Origin of the sequence: Sphingobium lignivorans (genome assembly GCF_014203955.1) — a bacterium.
GTDB lineage: Bacteria > Pseudomonadota > Alphaproteobacteria > Sphingomonadales > Sphingomonadaceae > Sphingobium > Sphingobium lignivorans.
This window is the reverse complement of the sequence record NZ_JACHKA010000001.1, coordinates 1,266,908-1,283,187: the sequence shown is the minus strand read 5'-3', so window position 1 is coordinate 1,283,187 and position 16,280 is coordinate 1,266,908. Positions and strand designations below refer to the sequence as shown.

Annotated in this window: 16 protein-coding genes and 1 pseudogene; 13 read left to right on the top strand and 4 right to left on the bottom strand. The window is 65.6% G+C overall.

Translation table 11 applies throughout. The features are described 5' to 3' along the window. Window positions 1-46: 46 nt before the first annotated feature. The 3 genes from ligI to ligK all read right to left on the bottom strand — a co-directional run bounded on the left by ligI (window position 47) and on the right by ligK (window position 2,815). Entirely contained in the window at window positions 47-928 is an 882-nt protein-coding gene (gene ligI, locus HNP60_RS05830; protein ID WP_184151351.1) for a 2-pyrone-4,6-dicarboxylate hydrolase, read from the bottom strand. A gap of 152 nt (window positions 929-1,080) precedes the next feature. Next, entirely contained in the window at window positions 1,081-2,151 is a 1,071-nt protein-coding gene (locus HNP60_RS05825) for a 4-oxalomesaconate tautomerase (RefSeq protein ID WP_260394726.1), read from the bottom strand. Then, window positions 2,144-2,815: a 4-carboxy-4-hydroxy-2-oxoadipate aldolase/oxaloacetate decarboxylase gene (gene ligK / locus HNP60_RS05820; RefSeq protein WP_184049995.1), complete on the bottom strand. Its 672-nt coding sequence runs from the start codon at window positions 2,813-2,815 to the stop codon at window positions 2,144-2,146. The genes HNP60_RS05825 and ligK overlap by 8 nt, the downstream gene beginning before the upstream one ends. Before the next feature lie 153 nt (window positions 2,816-2,968). Here ligK and HNP60_RS05815 point away from each other — a divergent pair, with 153 nt between their 5' ends. The 13 genes and pseudogenes from HNP60_RS05815 (at window position 2,969) to HNP60_RS05755 (ending at window position 14,831) form a co-directional block, all read left to right on the top strand. Further along, window positions 2,969-4,150, top strand: coding sequence for a LysR family transcriptional regulator (locus HNP60_RS05815; protein WP_184151348.1), 1,182 nt, complete (start codon window positions 2,969-2,971; stop codon window positions 4,148-4,150). A gap of 61 nt (window positions 4,151-4,211) precedes the next feature. After that, complete coding sequence (locus tag HNP60_RS05810; RefSeq protein WP_184151345.1) at window positions 4,212-5,105, top strand: NAD(P)-dependent oxidoreductase; 894 nt, start codon at window positions 4,212-4,214, stop codon at window positions 5,103-5,105. Window positions 5,106-5,205: 100 nt separating this feature from the next. Beyond that, a complete protein-coding gene (locus HNP60_RS05805) occupies window positions 5,206-6,231 on the top strand; it encodes an amidohydrolase family protein (RefSeq protein ID WP_184151342.1) in 1,026 nt (341 codons plus the stop codon). Between the two features lie 10 nt (window positions 6,232-6,241). Then, window positions 6,242-6,661 carry a protocatechuate 4,5-dioxygenase subunit alpha gene (gene ligA, locus HNP60_RS05800; protein ID WP_014075577.1) on the top strand — a complete coding sequence of 140 codons (420 nt, stop codon included), beginning with the start codon at window positions 6,242-6,244 and terminating at the stop codon, window positions 6,659-6,661. Between the two features lies 1 nt (window position 6,662). After that, window positions 6,663-7,571, top strand: a complete 909-nt coding sequence (locus HNP60_RS05795; RefSeq protein WP_184151339.1) for a class III extradiol dioxygenase subunit beta — start codon at window positions 6,663-6,665, stop codon at window positions 7,569-7,571. 151 nt (window positions 7,572-7,722) lie between these two features. After that, window positions 7,723-8,671, top strand: a pseudogene (locus HNP60_RS05790) (Gfo/Idh/MocA family oxidoreductase). Between the two features lie 181 nt (window positions 8,672-8,852). Next, entirely contained in the window at window positions 8,853-9,242 is a 390-nt protein-coding gene (locus HNP60_RS05785; RefSeq protein WP_014075574.1) for a hypothetical protein, read from the top strand. 212 nt (window positions 9,243-9,454) lie between these two features. Further along, window positions 9,455-10,480, top strand: a complete 1,026-nt coding sequence (locus HNP60_RS05780) for an aldo/keto reductase (RefSeq protein WP_184151337.1) — start codon at window positions 9,455-9,457, stop codon at window positions 10,478-10,480. Beyond that, on the top strand, window positions 10,477-10,920 hold the full coding sequence (locus HNP60_RS05775; protein WP_184151334.1) for a nuclear transport factor 2 family protein: 444 nt from the start codon (window positions 10,477-10,479) through the stop codon (window positions 10,918-10,920). The genes HNP60_RS05780 and HNP60_RS05775 overlap by 4 nt, the downstream gene beginning before the upstream one ends. Beyond that, a complete protein-coding gene (locus HNP60_RS05770) occupies window positions 10,917-11,366 on the top strand; it encodes an acyl-CoA thioesterase (protein ID WP_184151331.1) in 450 nt (149 codons plus the stop codon). The genes HNP60_RS05775 and HNP60_RS05770 overlap by 4 nt, the downstream gene beginning before the upstream one ends. A gap of 5 nt (window positions 11,367-11,371) precedes the next feature. Continuing rightward, a complete protein-coding gene (locus HNP60_RS05765; RefSeq protein WP_184151328.1) occupies window positions 11,372-12,217 on the top strand; it encodes a CmcJ/NvfI family oxidoreductase in 846 nt (281 codons plus the stop codon). Between the two features lie 69 nt (window positions 12,218-12,286). Further along, entirely contained in the window at window positions 12,287-13,519 is a 1,233-nt protein-coding gene (locus HNP60_RS05760) for an MFS transporter (RefSeq protein ID WP_184151325.1), read from the top strand. 55 nt (window positions 13,520-13,574) lie between these two features. Next, window positions 13,575-14,831 (top strand): MFS transporter, encoded by a 1,257-nt coding sequence (locus HNP60_RS05755; RefSeq protein WP_184151322.1) that lies wholly within the window; start codon window positions 13,575-13,577, stop codon window positions 14,829-14,831. A 120-nt stretch (window positions 14,832-14,951) separates the two neighbouring features. Here HNP60_RS05755 and HNP60_RS05750 read toward each other — a convergent pair whose 3' ends face one another. Continuing rightward, complete coding sequence (locus HNP60_RS05750; RefSeq protein WP_221414631.1) at window positions 14,952-16,082, bottom strand: cobalamin-independent methionine synthase II family protein; 1,131 nt, start codon at window positions 16,080-16,082, stop codon at window positions 14,952-14,954. Window positions 16,083-16,280 lie beyond the last annotated feature (198 nt).

Below are 16,280 nucleotides of genomic sequence, written 5' to 3'. Positions count from 1 at the left end.
TGGCCCTCTTTCTGCCTCCTTCCCCAGGCGGTGACTATGACTCAGATCACATTTCTTCTGACCAATATAGACGCATGGGATTGGTCACGAGCATCTTGTGCTGGAGCTCCGGCGTGGTGGCGATGCGGGGAATCATGTCGACCACCAGCCCATCGTCGGGGATGGCGTCCTGCATGTTCGGGTGCGGCCAGTCGGTGCCCCAGATGACCCTGTCCGCATAGTCAGCGACCAGCGGCGCGACCGAGCGGGCGAAGTCGTCCCAGGGCGGGCCGGCGGGGTCCAGCCGGTCCGGGCAGGTCGCCTTGAACCAGATGTCCTCGCGGCTGTCGAGCAGGCGGCGGAAGGCCTTCATGTCCGCGCCGTCAGGCCCCTGGCTCACGTCCGGGCGGCCCATATGGTCGATGACGATCGGCACGGGAATGGCATCCATGAAGGGGCGCAGCTCCTCCAGAATGTCCGCCTCGAAATAGATGACGACATGCCAGCCCGCCGGCAGGCGCCCCGCCACCTCGAGGAACTTGTCCTTGGGCGCATCGTCCACCAGCCGCTTGAGGAAATTGAAGCGGATGCCGCGCATCCCGCCCTCGTGCAGCGCCGCGAGCTCCGCCTCGTCGATCGCGGGATCGACCACGGCGATGCCGCGCGCCTTGCCTTGCGCGCGGGCGATCGCGTCGAGTGTGGCGGCATTGTCCGTGCCGTGGCAGCTTGCCTGCACGATGACGTTGCGCGCGAAGCCGAGATGGTCGCGCAGCGCGAACAGCATGTCCGGCCCGGCATCGCGCGGCAGATATTTCGCCTTCGGGCTGAACGGGAACTGCGCCATCGGCCCGAAGACGTGGCAATGCGCATCGATCGCGCCCGGCGGTGGCGTGTAGCGCGGCTTGGAGGGCTTCTCGTTCCAGGAGAGGATGCGCTCGTCGTTCGTCATGCTGGTCTGCCTGTCCTAAAAATATCGTCCGCTTCGGCGGTGCCCCCGGTGCCGTCGGCACCGCGAGCGTCCCTTGTTCCCTGACCGGTGCCCGATGCCCCGCGTCGCGGCGGCCCGGCCCCGGCCGGTTCCTTATCCGAACAGCCCGCTGCTCATCCGAACACGATGCCGTCCATGAGCTTGCGCGCGGTGCGCAGCATGCCCGCTTCCACCGGCTGGCCTGCCGCGTCCACCGTCACGACGCATTCGGTCACGCCGGTGGGATGCTCGACGCCCAGCGTCTTGGTCGCGCCATCCGGCACCTTCGCCACCGATGCGGCCGGCGAGCCCTCGATCAGGCAGGCCGTCGCCACGCTCACCGCGCCCAGCACGCCGATGGAGGCATGGACGCGATGCGGAATGAGCGAGCGCACGGTGATGGCCCCGCCCTCGCGCGGCGGCGCGACGAGCATCATCTTGGGGACGGACTTTTCCGTCACGTCGCCAAGGTTCATCATGGCGCCGACCTTGAGGCGGATCGCTTCGACCTTCGCCTTCATGTCGGCATTGGCGTCCAGCGTGTCGCGGTCCTCATAGCCGGTGACGCCGACGTCGCTCGCCAGCATGACGACGCAGGGCATGCCATTGTCGATCATCGTGACCCGGACGCCGTCGATCTCGTCGACGCCGTTGCCGGTGGGCAGCAGCGCGCCGCAGGAGGAGCCGGCGGTGTCGCGGAACAGCAGTGGGACCGGCGCCGCCGTGCCCGGCACGCCGGTGATCGCGGCCTCGCCGTCATAGGTCACCGTGCCGCCGGGCGTCTGCACCGTGGCGACGGCGATCTGGCCGGTATTCTCCATGAAGATGGCGACGCGGGTCTCGTCGCCCGTCGGCGCGACCAGTCCGCGCTCGATGGCGAAGGGCCCGATGCCGGCGAGGATGTTGCCGCAATTCTGCGCGTCGGTGACGATCGCCTGGTCGACGAACACCTGCAGGAAGAGATAGTCGACATCGACGCCCTCCCGCGCGGACTTCTTCACCACCGCGACCTTGCTGGTCAGCGGGTCGGCGCCGCCCATGCCATCGATCTGGCGCGGATCGGGCGAGCCCATGACGCGCAGCAGGAAGGCGTCGCGCGTGGCCGTGTCGGCAGGCAGGTCTTCCGCGAGGAAATAGCCGCCCTTGGACGTGCCGCCCCGCATCCACATGCAGCGCACGCCACCCGGCACGACCGGCTCAGACATATTTGAGCCCTTCCTTCTCCAGCCGCTCGCGCATCTTGTAGAGGTCGAGGCCGAGCACGCCGTTCGCCATCTTCTCGCGCTTGTCGCCTTCATTGGCTTCGCGCGCGCGGGCGGCCTCCAGCACCTTCTCGGCATTGGCGCGCGGCACGACGCACACGCCATCATCGTCCGCCACGATCACGTCGCCCGGATTGACCAGCGCATTGGCGCACACCACCGGCACGTTGACGCTGCCCAGCGTGTTCTTGACCGTGCCCTGCGCGTAGATGGCCTTGGACCAGACGGGGAAGTTCATCTCGGTCAGGTCCCGCACGTCCCGCACGCCGGCATCGATGACGAGGCCACGGCAACCGCGCGCCTGCGCGCTCGTCGCCAGCAGGTCGCCGAAATAGCCGTCCTCGCAGGGGCTGGTCGGCGCCAGCAGCAGGATGTCGCCAGCCTTGAGCTGCTCGATGGCGACATGGACCATCCAGTTGTCGCCCGGAGGCGCGCTGATGGTGAGCGCACTGCCGGCCACGCGTGCGCCGCGATAAATGGGGCGCATGTAGGACGCCAGCAGACCGGTGCGGCCCTGCGCCTCGTGGACCGTGGCGACACCGCAGGCGGCGAGACCATCGATCACCTCCAGCGGCGCACGCTCGATATTCTGCACGACGACACCCATGGCAGCTCCTCTCATTCCTCAGATTGACCGTCATCACTCTTCATGACGCCTCACCGCCATCATAGTGACATGGCGCACGCCATCCACCCCCATGCGCGCGCTAGGCAAGCGCGAACTTTGCGCGGACCATAAGCTGCTGCTAAGTCCGCCCCGATGCTGACGCCCTGGTCCTTCAATCTGCGCCACCTCGCGGCGGTCGCGGCCGTCGTGAGCCGGGGCAGCGTTTCCGCCGCCGCCAGCACAGTCCACCTGACCCAGCCCGCCGTCACTCAGGCGATCGCGCGGGTGGAGTCCTTGCTGGAGCTGCAGCTCTTCGAGCGGCGCACCGACGGCATGACGCCCCTGCCCCCCGCCCGCGCGCTCGCCGCGCGGATCGAGCGGGCGCTGGCGCTGATCGGCTCGCACCGCGTCACCACGGCCCAGATGCGCGCGTTCCTCGCGGTCGCCGATGCCGGCAGCTATGCCGCGGCGGCCGCGCGCACCGGCCTGTCCCAGCCCACGCTGCACCGCGCGCTGGGCGATCTTGCGCTAATCCTGCGCCGTCCGCTGGTCGAGCGGCGGGGGCGCGGCATCGCGCTCACCGATCCGGGCCGGCGCACGGCCCGCGCCTTCCGCCTCGCCCGCAGCGAGCTGGAAGCGGGCCTGAGCGAAGCGCTGGGCGAGAACCGGCCGGGCGTCGCGCGTCTCACTATCGGCGCCATGCCGCTTTCCCGCGCACGAGTGCTGCCCATGGCGCTGGCGCGCTTCCATGCCGCGCATCCGGACGTCGAGATCGTCATCGTGGAAGGGTCGCATGGCGAACTCACCGAGCCGCTGCGCGACGGGAGCATCGATTTCATGATCGGCGCGCTGCGCGAGCCGCCGCCGGGGCCCGATCTGGTACAGCGCCCGCTCTTCCATGCCGGCGTGATCGCGCTCGCCCGCGCCGGCCATCCCATCGCCGCGCTGGCCGGGGATGCGGACGCGCCGACGCTCCCGCCGCTGGCCGCACTCGCCCGCTATCCGTGGATCGTGCCCTCCTCGGGCGCGCCGCTGCGCACGGGGTTCGAGGCCATGTTCCGGTCCGCCGGGCTCGATCCGCCGATCGTGCCGATCGAGTGCGGCTCGGTTATGATGATCCGCGAGATTCTGATGCAGACCGATTTCCTCACGCTGCTCGCGCCGGACCAGGTCTCGGTGGAGCGGCAGGCCGGCTGGCTGGTCTCGCTCGGCGAGCCGCCCGGCCAGTTCGATCGCACCATCGGCATCACCACGCGCGCCCAGTGGCGCCCCTCGCCCGCGCAGGCCGATTTCATTGCGCAGCTGGACAGGGCTGCAGCCGAACCATTCGCCTGACCTTATAGCCACCGGCGCGTTCAAATTTGCGCTCGCGCGCGCGAGACGCCAAGGAGGATGCATGAGTCCGAGGATTGCCCTGATCGGCTTTGGCGAAGCCGGGAGAACCTTTGCCGCCGCCGGCGAATGGCGCGCGACCGTGCGCGTGTTCGATATCAAGACGCTCGATCCCGCGACGGCGCCTGCCATGCGCGCCGCTTATGCCGCGCACGGCGTCATCGGCTGCGAGACGCTGGCGCAGGCGCTCGATGGCGCCGACATCGTGCTTAGCCTCGTCACGGCCGATCAGGCCGCCCCGGCCGCGCAGGCGGCAGCGCGGGACATCCCGCCCGGGGCGCTGTTCTGCGATCTCAATTCGGTGTCCCCTGGCACCAAGACGCGCAATGCCGCCGTGCTGGAAGCGGCTGGCGGGCGCTATGTGGATGTTGCGGTCATGTCCCCCGTGCAGCCCGCCGCGCTGACGGCGCCCCTGCTGGTGAGCGGCCCGCATGGCGATGATGGTGCAGCCATGCTGCGCAGCATCGGCTTCTCGAAAGTGCAGCCTTGCGGCCCCTCCATCGGCGCGGCGAGCGCGACCAAGATGGTCCGCTCGGTGATGGTCAAGGGCATCGAGGCGCTCACCGCCGAGATGTTGCTCGCGGCCCGCGCGGCGGGCGTGACGGACGGCGTGCTGCGTTCGCTCGGCGGTGACTGGCCGCAGAAGGCGGACTATAATCTCGATCGCATGCTGGCTCATGGCACGCGCCGCGCGGCCGAGATGGAAGAAGTCGTGGCGACGCTGACGGAGCTGGGCATCGATCCCTTGATGACGCGCGGCACGGTGGCGCGCCAGCGGGCGATGGGCACATTGCTCGCCGGGGCGGACATGCCGCAGGATCTGGAAGCCAAGCTCGCCCTGCTGGACGAACGGCATCCCGAACGGACGTCGAACCCGGCCGGCAGGAGCGCCGCATGAAGGACTGAGAAAGCCCTTTCCACACGCCGGATCAGTTCCGGGGCGAGGAAGGGAAGACCGACAATGAAGAAATACAGAGACGATCACGAGAGGTAACCGAATGACGATGATCATCGACTGCCATGGCCATTACACGGTGCTGCCCAAGGCGCATGACGAATGGCGCGAGCAGCAGAAGGCCGCCTTCAAGGCCGGGCAACCCGCGCCGCCTTATCCCGAGATTTCGGACGACGAGATCCGCGAGACGATCGAGGCCAATCAGCTGCGCCTCATCAAGGAACGCGGCGCGGACATGACGATCTTCAGCCCCCGCGCCTCGGCCATGGCCCCGCATGTCGGCGATCAGTCGGTCGCGGTCCCGTGGGCGCAGGCCTGCAACAATCTCATTGCCCGCGTGGTGGACCTCTTCCCTGAGACGTTCGCGGGCGTGTGCATGCTGCCCCAGTCGCCCGAAGCGGACATGACGAGCTCCATCGCGGAGCTGGAGCGCTGCGTGAACGAGCTGGGCTTCATCGGCTGTAATCTCAATCCCGATCCTGGCGGCGGCCATTTCAAGCACCCCCCGCTCACGGACAAATTCTGGTATCCCTTCTACGAGAAGATGGTCGAGCTCGACGTGCCGGCGATGATCCACGTCTCGGGCAGCTGCAATCCGGCGATGCATGCCACCGGCGCTTATTATCTGGCGGCCGACACCATCGCCTTCATGCAGTTGCTGCAGGGCAATCTCTTCGCGGATTTCCCGACCCTGCGCTTCATCATCCCGCATGGCGGCGGCGCGGTGCCGTATCACTGGGGCCGCTTCCGGGGCCTGGCTGACATGCTCAAGCAGCCGAGCCTCGACACGCTGCTCATGAACAACGTGTTCTTCGATACCTGCGTCTACCATCAGCCGGGCATCAACCTGCTGGCCGACGTGATCGACAACAAGAACATCCTGTTCGGCAGCGAGATGGTCGGTGCCGTGCGCGGGATCGACCCGACCACCGGCCATTATTTCGACGACACGAAGCGCTATATCGATGCGCTCGACATCTCCGACCAGGAACGCCACGCCATCTTTGAGGGCAATACCCGCCGCGTTTTCCCGCGTCTCGACGCCAAGCTGAAGGCCCGCGGGCTCTAGAGAGGACCATATGACCGAGAAGAAAGAGAGAATCGACGTTCACGCCTATCTCGCCGAGTTTGACGACATTCCCGGCACCCGCGTGTTCACCGCCCAGCGCGCGCGCAAGGGCTACAACCTCAACCAGTTCGCGATGAGCCTGATGAAGGCGGAGAACCGCGAGCGGTTCAAGGCGGACGAGAGCGCCTATCTGGACGAGTGGAACCTCACGCCCGCCGCCAAGGCCGCCGTGCTGGCCCGCGACTACAACGCGATGATCGACGAGGGCGGGAATGTCTATTTCCTGTCCAAGCTGTTCTCGACCGACGGCAAGAGCTTCCAGTTCGCCGCCGGCTCGATGACCGGCATGACCCAGGAAGAATATGCACAGATGATGATCGATGGCGGCCGTTCGCCCGCGGGTGTGCGCTCGATCAAGGGAGGCTACTGATATGGCACGCGTTACCACGGGCATCACGTCCAGCCACATTCCCGCGCTCGGCGCGGCCATCCAGACCGGCACCAGCGACAATGATTACTGGGGCCCGGTGTTCCGGGGCTACCAGCCGATCCGCGACTGGATCAAGCAGCCCGGCAACATGCCGGACGTCGTGATCCTGGTCTATAACGACCATGCCTCGGCCTTCGACATGAACATCATCCCGACCTTCGCGATCGGCTGCGCGGAAACGTTCAAGCCCGCCGACGAGGGATGGGGTCCGCGCCCGGTGCCTGACGTGAAGGGCCATCCGGACCTTGCCTGGCACATTGCCCAGAGTCTGATCCTCGACGAATTCGACATGACCATCATGAACCAGATGGACGTCGATCATGGCTGCACCGTGCCCCTCTCGATGATCTTCGGCGAGCCCGAGGAATGGCCGTGCAAGGTCATCCCCTTCCCGGTCAATGTCGTCACTTATCCGCCGCCGTCGGGCAAGCGCTGCTTCGCGCTCGGCGACAGCATCCGCGCCGCGGTCGAGAGCTTCCCGGAAGACCTCAACGTCCATGTCTGGGGCACCGGCGGCATGAGCCACCAGCTCCAGGGCCCGCGCGCCGGCCTCATCAACAAGGAGTTCGACCTGAACTTCATCGACAAGCTGATCAGCGACCCCGAGGAGCTGAGCAAGATGCCGCACATCCAGTATCTGCGTGAAAGCGGATCGGAAGGCATCGAGCTGGTCATGTGGCTCATCATGCGCGGCGCGCTGCCGGAGAAGGTGCGGGATCTCTACACCTTCTACCATATCCCGGCCTCCAACACCGCGCTCGGCGCGATGATTCTGCAGCCGGAAGAGACCGCAGGAACGCCGCTCGAACCGCGCAAGGTGATGAGCGGACACAGCCTGGCCCAGGCCTGATCGTCCACTGACCCTCTCCCCTCTCGAGGGGAGAGGGTTGGGAGAGGGGTCGGCCACGCTGCGGCGTCAGCCCGCTCCTCCCCTCCTCGCAATCCCCCTTCCCGGCCCTCTCCCTGCAGGTGAGAGGGCGCTCATGTGAAAGGACTGCCCCATGAGAATAGCTCTCGCAGGCGCCGGCGCATTCGGCGAAAAACATCTCGACGGCCTCAAGAATATCGACGGCGTGGAGATCGTCTCGATCATCAGCCGCAAAGCCGAACAGGCCGCGGAAGTCGCCGCGAAATATGGCGCGAAGCACAGCGGCACCGATCTTTCCGAAGCGCTCGCCCGTGACGATGTCGACGCGGTGATCCTCTGCACGCCCACCCAGATGCATGCCGAGCAGGCCATAGCCTGCATGAATGCCGGCAAGCATGTTCAGGTGGAAATCCCGCTGGCGGACAGCTGGGCCGATGCCGAAGCGGTGATGAAGAAGAGCCAGGAAACCGGCCTCGTCTGCATGGTCGGCCACACTCGTCGCTTCAACCCGAGCCACCAGTATATCCATAACAAGATCGTGGCCGGCGAGCTCGCCATCCAGCAGATGGACGTGCAGACCTATTTCTTCCGCCGCAAGAACATGAACGCCAAGGGCGAGCCGCGGTCCTGGACGGACCATCTGCTCTGGCACCATGCCGCGCATACGGTGGACCTGTTCGCTTATCAGGGCCGGCAAGATCGTGCAGGCCAATGCCGTGCAGGGGCCGATCCATCCCGAGCTCGGCATCGCCATGGACATGTCGATCCAGCTCAAGAGCGAGACGGGCGCGATCTGCACCCTGTCCCTCTCGTTCAACAATGACGGGCCGCTCGGCACCTTCTTCCGCTACATCTGCGACAACGGCACCTGGATCGCGCGCTACGACGATCTGGTGACCGGCAAGGAAGAACCCGTGGACGTCAGCAAGGTCGATGTGTCGATGAACGGAATCGAACTGCAGGATCGGGAATTCATCGCAGCGATCCGCGAAGGTCGCGAGCCCAATTCGTCGGTGGCCAGAGTGCTCGATTGCTATCGGGTGCTGGGCGAACTCGAGGTCCAGCTCGAAAAGCAGGGCTGAAAACCTGCACCGGAATGAAACGGAAGCCTTGCCGGAGCAATCTGGCAAGGCTTTTTTCTTGGCGGCGGGCACGCCGTCATTGCATCATGGCGGTGGAACCGTCACAAAGAGACAATAGAAGGCCACGAACATGGCCCCGGCACCCCGACAAGGCGGGCCGGCATCGAAGGAGAGGAATGCCATGCGCGCCGGCGCCGTACTGACCGATGCCCTCAAGTCGTTCGCGGCTGTGGAGAAGCGCATCGTCGAGCTTGGCCCCCGGCTCGAACCGAGCACTGCAAGCGAATTCGTGATGCTTCGGCGCGATCTGGTCCTCGAATTCGCCCGTCTGGGCAACGCGCTGGAGACCGACCCGCAGCTCAAGGCCGAACCCGAGTTGTTGGCTCAGGGAACGCGGCTTCTGGCGGCCTTTCGCACCGAAAACTCGCGCAATCAGGCGGATTGGCCAGTGATCCGCGTGCGCGACAACGTCCAACAATATAGGATCGCGGCGCAGTCGGTCGCCCATAGCTCAAGGGCCTTCTGGCAGTGGGTCGAGCAGCAGTTCGACCTTCCTGCTGGCACCCCCTGAAGATATGTCCTGATCTGTCCGCCAATTCTCCCGTCTCATCCCGCGCCAGCCCAGCTTATCCGCCCTTTTCGCGGCCTCAGCCACCCGTCGGAAACGTGTCGCCCCTGCGAACGCTCTTCCAGCCCCCTCTGCGCGGGCGCTTCATCCCCCGCGCAGCGCGTTCCATGCATCCCGACATTGATTTTTGGGATGACCGGGGACAGAAGCCCCGCATGACCTTGCCATCCACGCCCCTCCCCACGCGCCCGCTCGGCGGGATCGCCGTCTCCGCCATCAGCCTGGGCTGCATGAACCTCAGCCACGCCTATGACGTCTCGCCGAGCGAGGAGGATGCGATCCGGCTGCTCAACCACGCGCTGGACATCGGCGTGACGCATCTGGACAGCGCCGCGCTCTATGGCGGGGGCAAGAACGAGACTCTGCTCGCCAAGGCCGTCGGCCACCGGCGGCAGGACTATCATCTGGCGAGCAAATGCGTCCTCGATCTGATCGACGGCAACCGCGTGCTCGACGGGCGGCCGGAGACCATCGCGGGTTCGCTGGAGCGCTCGCTCGAGCGCCTGAACACCGATTATATCGACCTTTATTACATGCATCGCCTCGACCGGAACGTCCCCATCGAGGAGTCGATCGGCGCGCTGGTCCGCGCGAAGGAAGCCGGCAAGATCGGCGCCATCGGCCTGTCCGAGATGTCCGCGGCGACCGTCCGCCGCGCTCATGCGGTGCACCCCATCGCGGCGGTCCAGTCGGAATATTCTCCCTGGGTCCGCAACCCGGAAGTGGCGGTGCTGGAGGCGTGCCGAGACCTGGGCATCGCCTTCGTCGCTTTCTCGCCGCTGGCACGCGGGATGCTCGCCGGCTCGATCACGGACACGAATTTCGCGCCCGGCGACATCCGCATCCCCATGCCGCGCTTCCAGGAGCCGAATTTCAGCCATAATCTGGAGCTCGCCCAACGGTTCAATGCGCTGGCGGCAGAGCTCGATATCGCCCCCGCGCAACTCAGCCTCGCCTGGGTCCTCGCGCGCGCGCCGGGCATCATCGCCATTCCCGGCACCCGCTCCATCGCGCATCTCGAGGAGAATGTCGCGGCCGCGCACCTCTCTCTTCCGGCCGATGCCATCGCGCAGGTCGATGCCATCTTCGCGCCGGGTGCCGTCGCCGGCCCGCGCTACCCGGCCGGGCCGCAAACGCAGATCGATACGGAGCTGCTGCCCGAAGAAACCGCGCAGGCATGAGCATGGCCCTCGACGAAATCACCCGCCGCGCGATCGAGTGGGACTGCACCCGGCTCATCAACCAATATACGCTGCTCAACGACGCGGCGGACTGGGAAGCGGTGGCGGCGCTCTATGCGGAGGATGGGCAAATGGCCCGCCCCAGCGCGCCGGACAAGCCGGTCATCGGTCGCGATGCCATCCTCGCCGCTTTTCTCGCCCGCCCCGCCCGGGCCGCGCGTCATGTCGTCTCCAATGTCGTGGTGGACGTGATCAGCGAGACGGAAGCGACGGCAAAGAGCATCATCCTGCTCTATCAGGGCTCCGCGAACCCGGACGGTGGCCTGCCGATCCGCGATCCCAGCGGCCCGCTGATCGGAACCTATACGGACCGCCTGTGCAAGACCGCCGAGGGCTGGCGGTTCGCGGAACGGATCGGCGGACTGGACTTCGCCCCATGACCGACGAGCCGCGCGCGTTCACGCCTTTCCTCTCCCGCCCCTATCGGATCGAATGGGGCCATTGCGATCCGGCGGGCATCGTCTACGCGCCACGCTTCCTGGAGATGTTCGGCGAAAGCACCATCATGCTGTTCGAGAAGGCGCTGGGCGTGCGCAAGAGGGACATGGTGAAGACGCGCGGCGTCGTTGGCTTCCCGATGGTCGATGTGTCGGCCCGTTTCATGCGCCCCGCCGCTTATGGCGACGATGTGGTGCTGGAAGTGGAAGCGCCGGATTTCGGCAACTCCTCCTTCACCATCCGTCACCGCCTGCTGAAGGATGGGCACCCCTGCGTCGAGGGCACCGAGAAGCGCGTGTGGACCGTCCGCGATGCCGAGCGTCCGGGCGGGATGCGTGCCGAGCGCGTGCCCGATGACATCCGGGCCATGTTCGGCCCCGCTGCCTGAGACCGATGGCGCGGGACCAGCTCGGAGCCACCATCGGCTATCTCGCGCCGGATTCGCACATCAATCGCTTCTACTGGGCACCGGACGGGCGGCTTTCCACCGGCCGCTTCGTGGACGTGCCAGTCACGCTGCGAAACGCCCGAACGGCAACGCCGGCCCCGGCGCTGGACACCCATGGTTTCGAACTGCTGCATCGCCCGTCCCTCGTGGCCGACCCACGCGAGGCCGCCAGCCCCACAAGCGCCTATGCCGAGGAAATCGTGCGGATCGTGCAGGAAAGGACCGGCGCTGATCTCGTCCTGCCGATGGGCGCCGAGCTTCGATCGAGCGCCGGCCCCGACGGCCGCATCCAGCGCCCCGCCGCCCGCGCGCATGTCGATTTCGACACGCCGACCGCGCATCGTATCGCGCAGAACCGCTACCGTCGCGCCCGGCCGGATGGACCGCCCTTGCGGCGCTTTCTCATCCTCAGCGTCTGGCGCCCCCTGTCCGATCCGCCGCAGGACTGGCCGCTCGCCCTGTGCGATTTCGAGAGTACGCGGGACGATCCGGAAATCCGCAACGTCAAGATCGACGTTCCAGCATTGCCGAGCGACGAAGAGCTCTCAGCACCCATCCCCGGGGAGGAGACCCTCGGGGCGAGCGCTCTGTTCCATGCCAGCCCGGCGCATCGCTGGTGGTGGTATCCGGACATGCATCGGGAGGAGGTCATCCTCATAAAATTCCATGACAGCGATCATCGCCGTGCCTGGCGCGCGCTGCATTGCGCCTTCGAGAACCGCACCAGCGCCGATGCGCATGTGCGCGAGAGCATCGAGTTTCGCGCGGTGGCCTATTTCACCAGGAAATAGCACTGGAAAGATGCGCGAAACATCTACACAGATAGGAGAATCAGAACAGGCCTGACCGGAGAAGAGGGCGTGGAGGGGAATCAGGAAAGCGCTGGGCGGCGCGGGGCAGGCTATCAGTCGTGGCTCGTCGGCCTGCTCAGCCTCAATTTCGGCATCGTGTTCTTCGACCGGCAAGCGCTCAACGTGCTGATGCCCTATGTTCAGCCCGAACTCGGGCTGACGCAGACGCAGATCGGCCTGCTCGCGGGCGGGCTCAGCTTTACGTGGGCCATTGCCGCTTTCGGCATCGGCAAGCTTTCCGACACGATCGGGAACCGCAAGATGCTGCTGGTGCTCTCCACGATCGCCTTCTCCCTCTGCTCCTTCCTGACCGGCCTTGCGTCCAGTTTCGCCTTCCTGCTCGGCGCCCGGCTGCTGATGGGCGCGGCAGAAGGCGGGGTGATGCCGATCAGCCACGCCATGGTGGCCACGGAAGTCTCGCCCAAATGGCGCGGACTGGCGCAGGGCGTGGCTCAGAATCTCGGCTCCAACCTGCTCGGCAGCTTCCTCGCGCCGGTGATCCTCATTCCGTTCGCGGCCGCGTTCGGCTGGCGCGAGGCCTTCTTTCTGGCGGGCATCCCGGGCATCCTGAGCGCGATCATCATCTGGTTCGCGCTGGATGAACCGAAGCGGCCGTCTTCTCCCGCCAACGCCGCTGACCGAATGACGATCAGGCAGGCGCTCGGCACCCGCAATATCCTCATCTGCGTCGTGGTCGGCGTCCTCATGGTCGCGCATTTCGTGACGACCTGGGCCTTCATGCCGCTCTATCTCACGCAACAGCGCGGTATGGACGGTCCGTCGATGGGCTGGCTGATGGGCTCGCTGGGCCTCGCCGCCGCGCTCTACAGCTTTCTGATCTCCGGCCTTTCCGACCGGATCGGGCGCAAGCCGGTCATGGTGGCCCTGCCCTTCCTCTCCGTGCTGGGGCCGCTGGGCGCGCTCTATTTCGACGGACCAGCTTATGTGCTGGCGGCGATCTTCTTCATCGGCTGGGCCGTGAACGGCATCTTCCCCATTTTCATGGCGACGATCCCGTCCGAGAGCGTCGATGCGCGCCACCATGCCACTGTGCTTGGCCTGGCGATGGGCTCGTGCGAGATCCTGGGCGGGGTGTTCGGTCCGCCGATCGGTGGCGTCCTGAATGATGCCTTTGGCCCCTCCGCCTTTCTCTGGATGCTGATCGCGCTTGCCCTTGTGAGCGGCGTGGTGGCGACCTTCCTGCGGGAGACCGCCCCGGCCCGCGTGGGAGGACAGTCATGATGCAAAGGCCAGGATACCGCTCCTTCCGAACAGGCTCTTTCCGGAGGCAAGGTTGATGTCGTCCGATCTGCCCACAGCGCCGGGTACCACGCGCTCCCCGCGTTATCAGATCCTTCTTGTGGCATTGCTGAGCCTCAATTTCGGGATCGTCTTCTTCGATCGCAACGCGCTCAATTTCCTGATGCCGTTCGTTCAGCCGGAGTTGCAGCTCACCCATACGCAGGTGGGCGCGCTGGCAAGCGGCCTCTCGCTCACCTGGGCGTTGGCCGCTCTGGGGATCGGCAAACTGTCGGACATGCTGGGCAGTCGCAAACGCCTTCTGATCCTCGCCACCTTTGCCTTTTCGCTCTGCTCCTTTCTCAGCGGCCTCGCCTCGTCCTTCGCCATGCTGCTCGGCGCACGACTGCTGATGGGCGCTGCCGAAGGCGGCATCATGCCGATCAGCCATGCCATGATCGCCAGCGACGTGGCGCCTGAGCGTCGCGGCATCGCGCAGGGCGTGGCGCAGAATCTGGGCTCCAGCCTGCTGGGATCGTTCGCGGCTCCGGTGTTGCTTGTGCTCTTCGCCGAAACATTCGGCTGGCGATCGGCTTTCTATCTTGCCGGCATTCCCGGCATTATCAGCGCATTGCTGCTCTGGTGGCTCATCGATGAAGCCGCGCCGCCACCCCGCGCCCGGCCGGGCATGATGGAAGAGAAGCATGGCACACTGCACGTGCTACTCCGTCGCAACATCCTCATCTGCGTGGCGCTGGGCGTGCTGCTGGTTTCCTATCTGGTGATCTGCTGGGCCTTCATGCCGATCTTCCTCACCCGGATGCGGGGCTTCGCGCCCGAGACCATGGGCTGGCTGATGGGCACGCTGGGAATCTCCGCCGCCGTCGCGAGCTTCGCCGTGGCAGGGCTTTCAGACCGGATCGGCCGGCGACCGGTGATGATCGTCATGCCCTTTGTCGGCATCATCCTGCCTTTGGCTGCCATCTATTATCACGGCCCCGCATGGGTGATGGCGCTGCTGTTCTTCATCGGATGGTCCATGAACGGCATCTTCCCGATGTTCATGGCCACTGTTCCCTCGGAGAGCGTGGACCCAAGGCATGCCGCGACGGCGCTTGGCCTGACCATGGGCGTGGCGGAAGTGCTGGGCGGCGTCTTCTCGCCTGTGCTCGCGGGCATGGCGGCCGACGCCACCGACCTTTCCGCGCCTCTCTGGATCATGCTCGGCCTCGCCATCGTCTCGGGCGTGGTGGCGATGTTCCTCGACGAGACGGCTCCTTCCCAGCTGAGAAAGAAGGCGGCGGCAGCGACCTGAGACTGGCTATTGGCTTGGTAAAGAACGAGGGGGGCAAAGTCGGATCTGCCCCCCCCCCTGCAATTCCCGATATTCTGTGTTGCTACCGGGGCCTGCCCCCTACGCAAATGACACGCGTCGTCAGAGCCTCGCAGCAGCAATGCGCGCGCCTTCGCTGAGCGCGGCGAGCTTCTTCCAGGCAACTTCCGGGTCGATCTTTCCGTAGCCGGCAAACGTGCCGAAGCCGCAGTCCGTGCTGGCGACCACGCGCTCGGGACCGACGAACGCCGCAAAGCGCTCGATGCGTTGCGCGACCAGTTCGGGATGCTCCACATAATTGGAGCAGCTGTCGATCAGGCCCGGTGCCAGAATGACATCGTCCGGCAATTTTGCGTCGCGCCACACCGCCCATTCATGCTCGTGGCGCGGATTGGCACCCTCGAAAAGCAGCGTGCCGGGGCGCGCGCGCAGGATCGTCGGCAACACCTTCGCAAGATCGATGTCGCAATCATGCGGCCCTTCATAATTGCCCCAACAGATATGCATCCGCAGGCGATCGCGCGGCAGTCCTTCTGTCGCCGCATTGAGCGCCTCGACATTCGCCTCGGCCACCTTCACGAAATCCTCGTCGGAGAGGTCCTGGTAGCCCGTGTGGCGGGACATGGCGAGATCCGGGCAATCGAGCTGCAGATCGAATCCCGCGGCAATGATCGCTTCATATTCCGGACGCATCGCCGTCACGAGATCGGCAAGATAGGCCTCGTGAGTGGGATAATAAGCGTTGGGCTGGAAAGCCGTGATGAGCCCCGGCGAAGCCGCGTTCATGAAACCACGCACGCCGTCGCCCTTGCGCTCGATGGCTTTCGAGAAGCGGGCAATATCCTCGTGGCAAGGGTCAAGATTCTTGAGCTTCACCTGAGAGATGCAGGAGGCGCGCGTAAACTCCTGATCTCCCATGATCGCCGCCAGCTTCTTTCGCAGGTCGGGATAAGGAGCCAGGTCCAGCGCGGGCTTGCGGGGACTATGTCCGCCAAAACCTTCAAGACGCTCGATGATATATGTCGAATAGCCGACCTTGCCCAGTTCGCCATCCGACACGATCGTGACGCCGGACGCGACCTGTCGCTCAACGGCCTGATCGATCGCCGCCTGAACGACCCGGTCGAATTCCTCGACATCATAAGGCTCGCCATGGTCACGGGCGATGAGGAGCGGCGTGAGCTCCGGGCCACGAGGCAGACTGCCGACATGCGTAACGCCAATATCAATCATCTGAATGAAATCTCCTGAAGAAGGGAGCGGCTGGATCCCCACAGCAAACGAGTGCGGCCCTGCCCGTGTGGGTCTTGCGACACGCAAGTTTTATTGATTTTGTCCATTTCATCGCGTGAAAACGGCCTTCCGAGCACAGCCGTGTTACTTACTAGACACATACAGCCATGCTAGAACAACAATAGTCGGCGAAAGTCC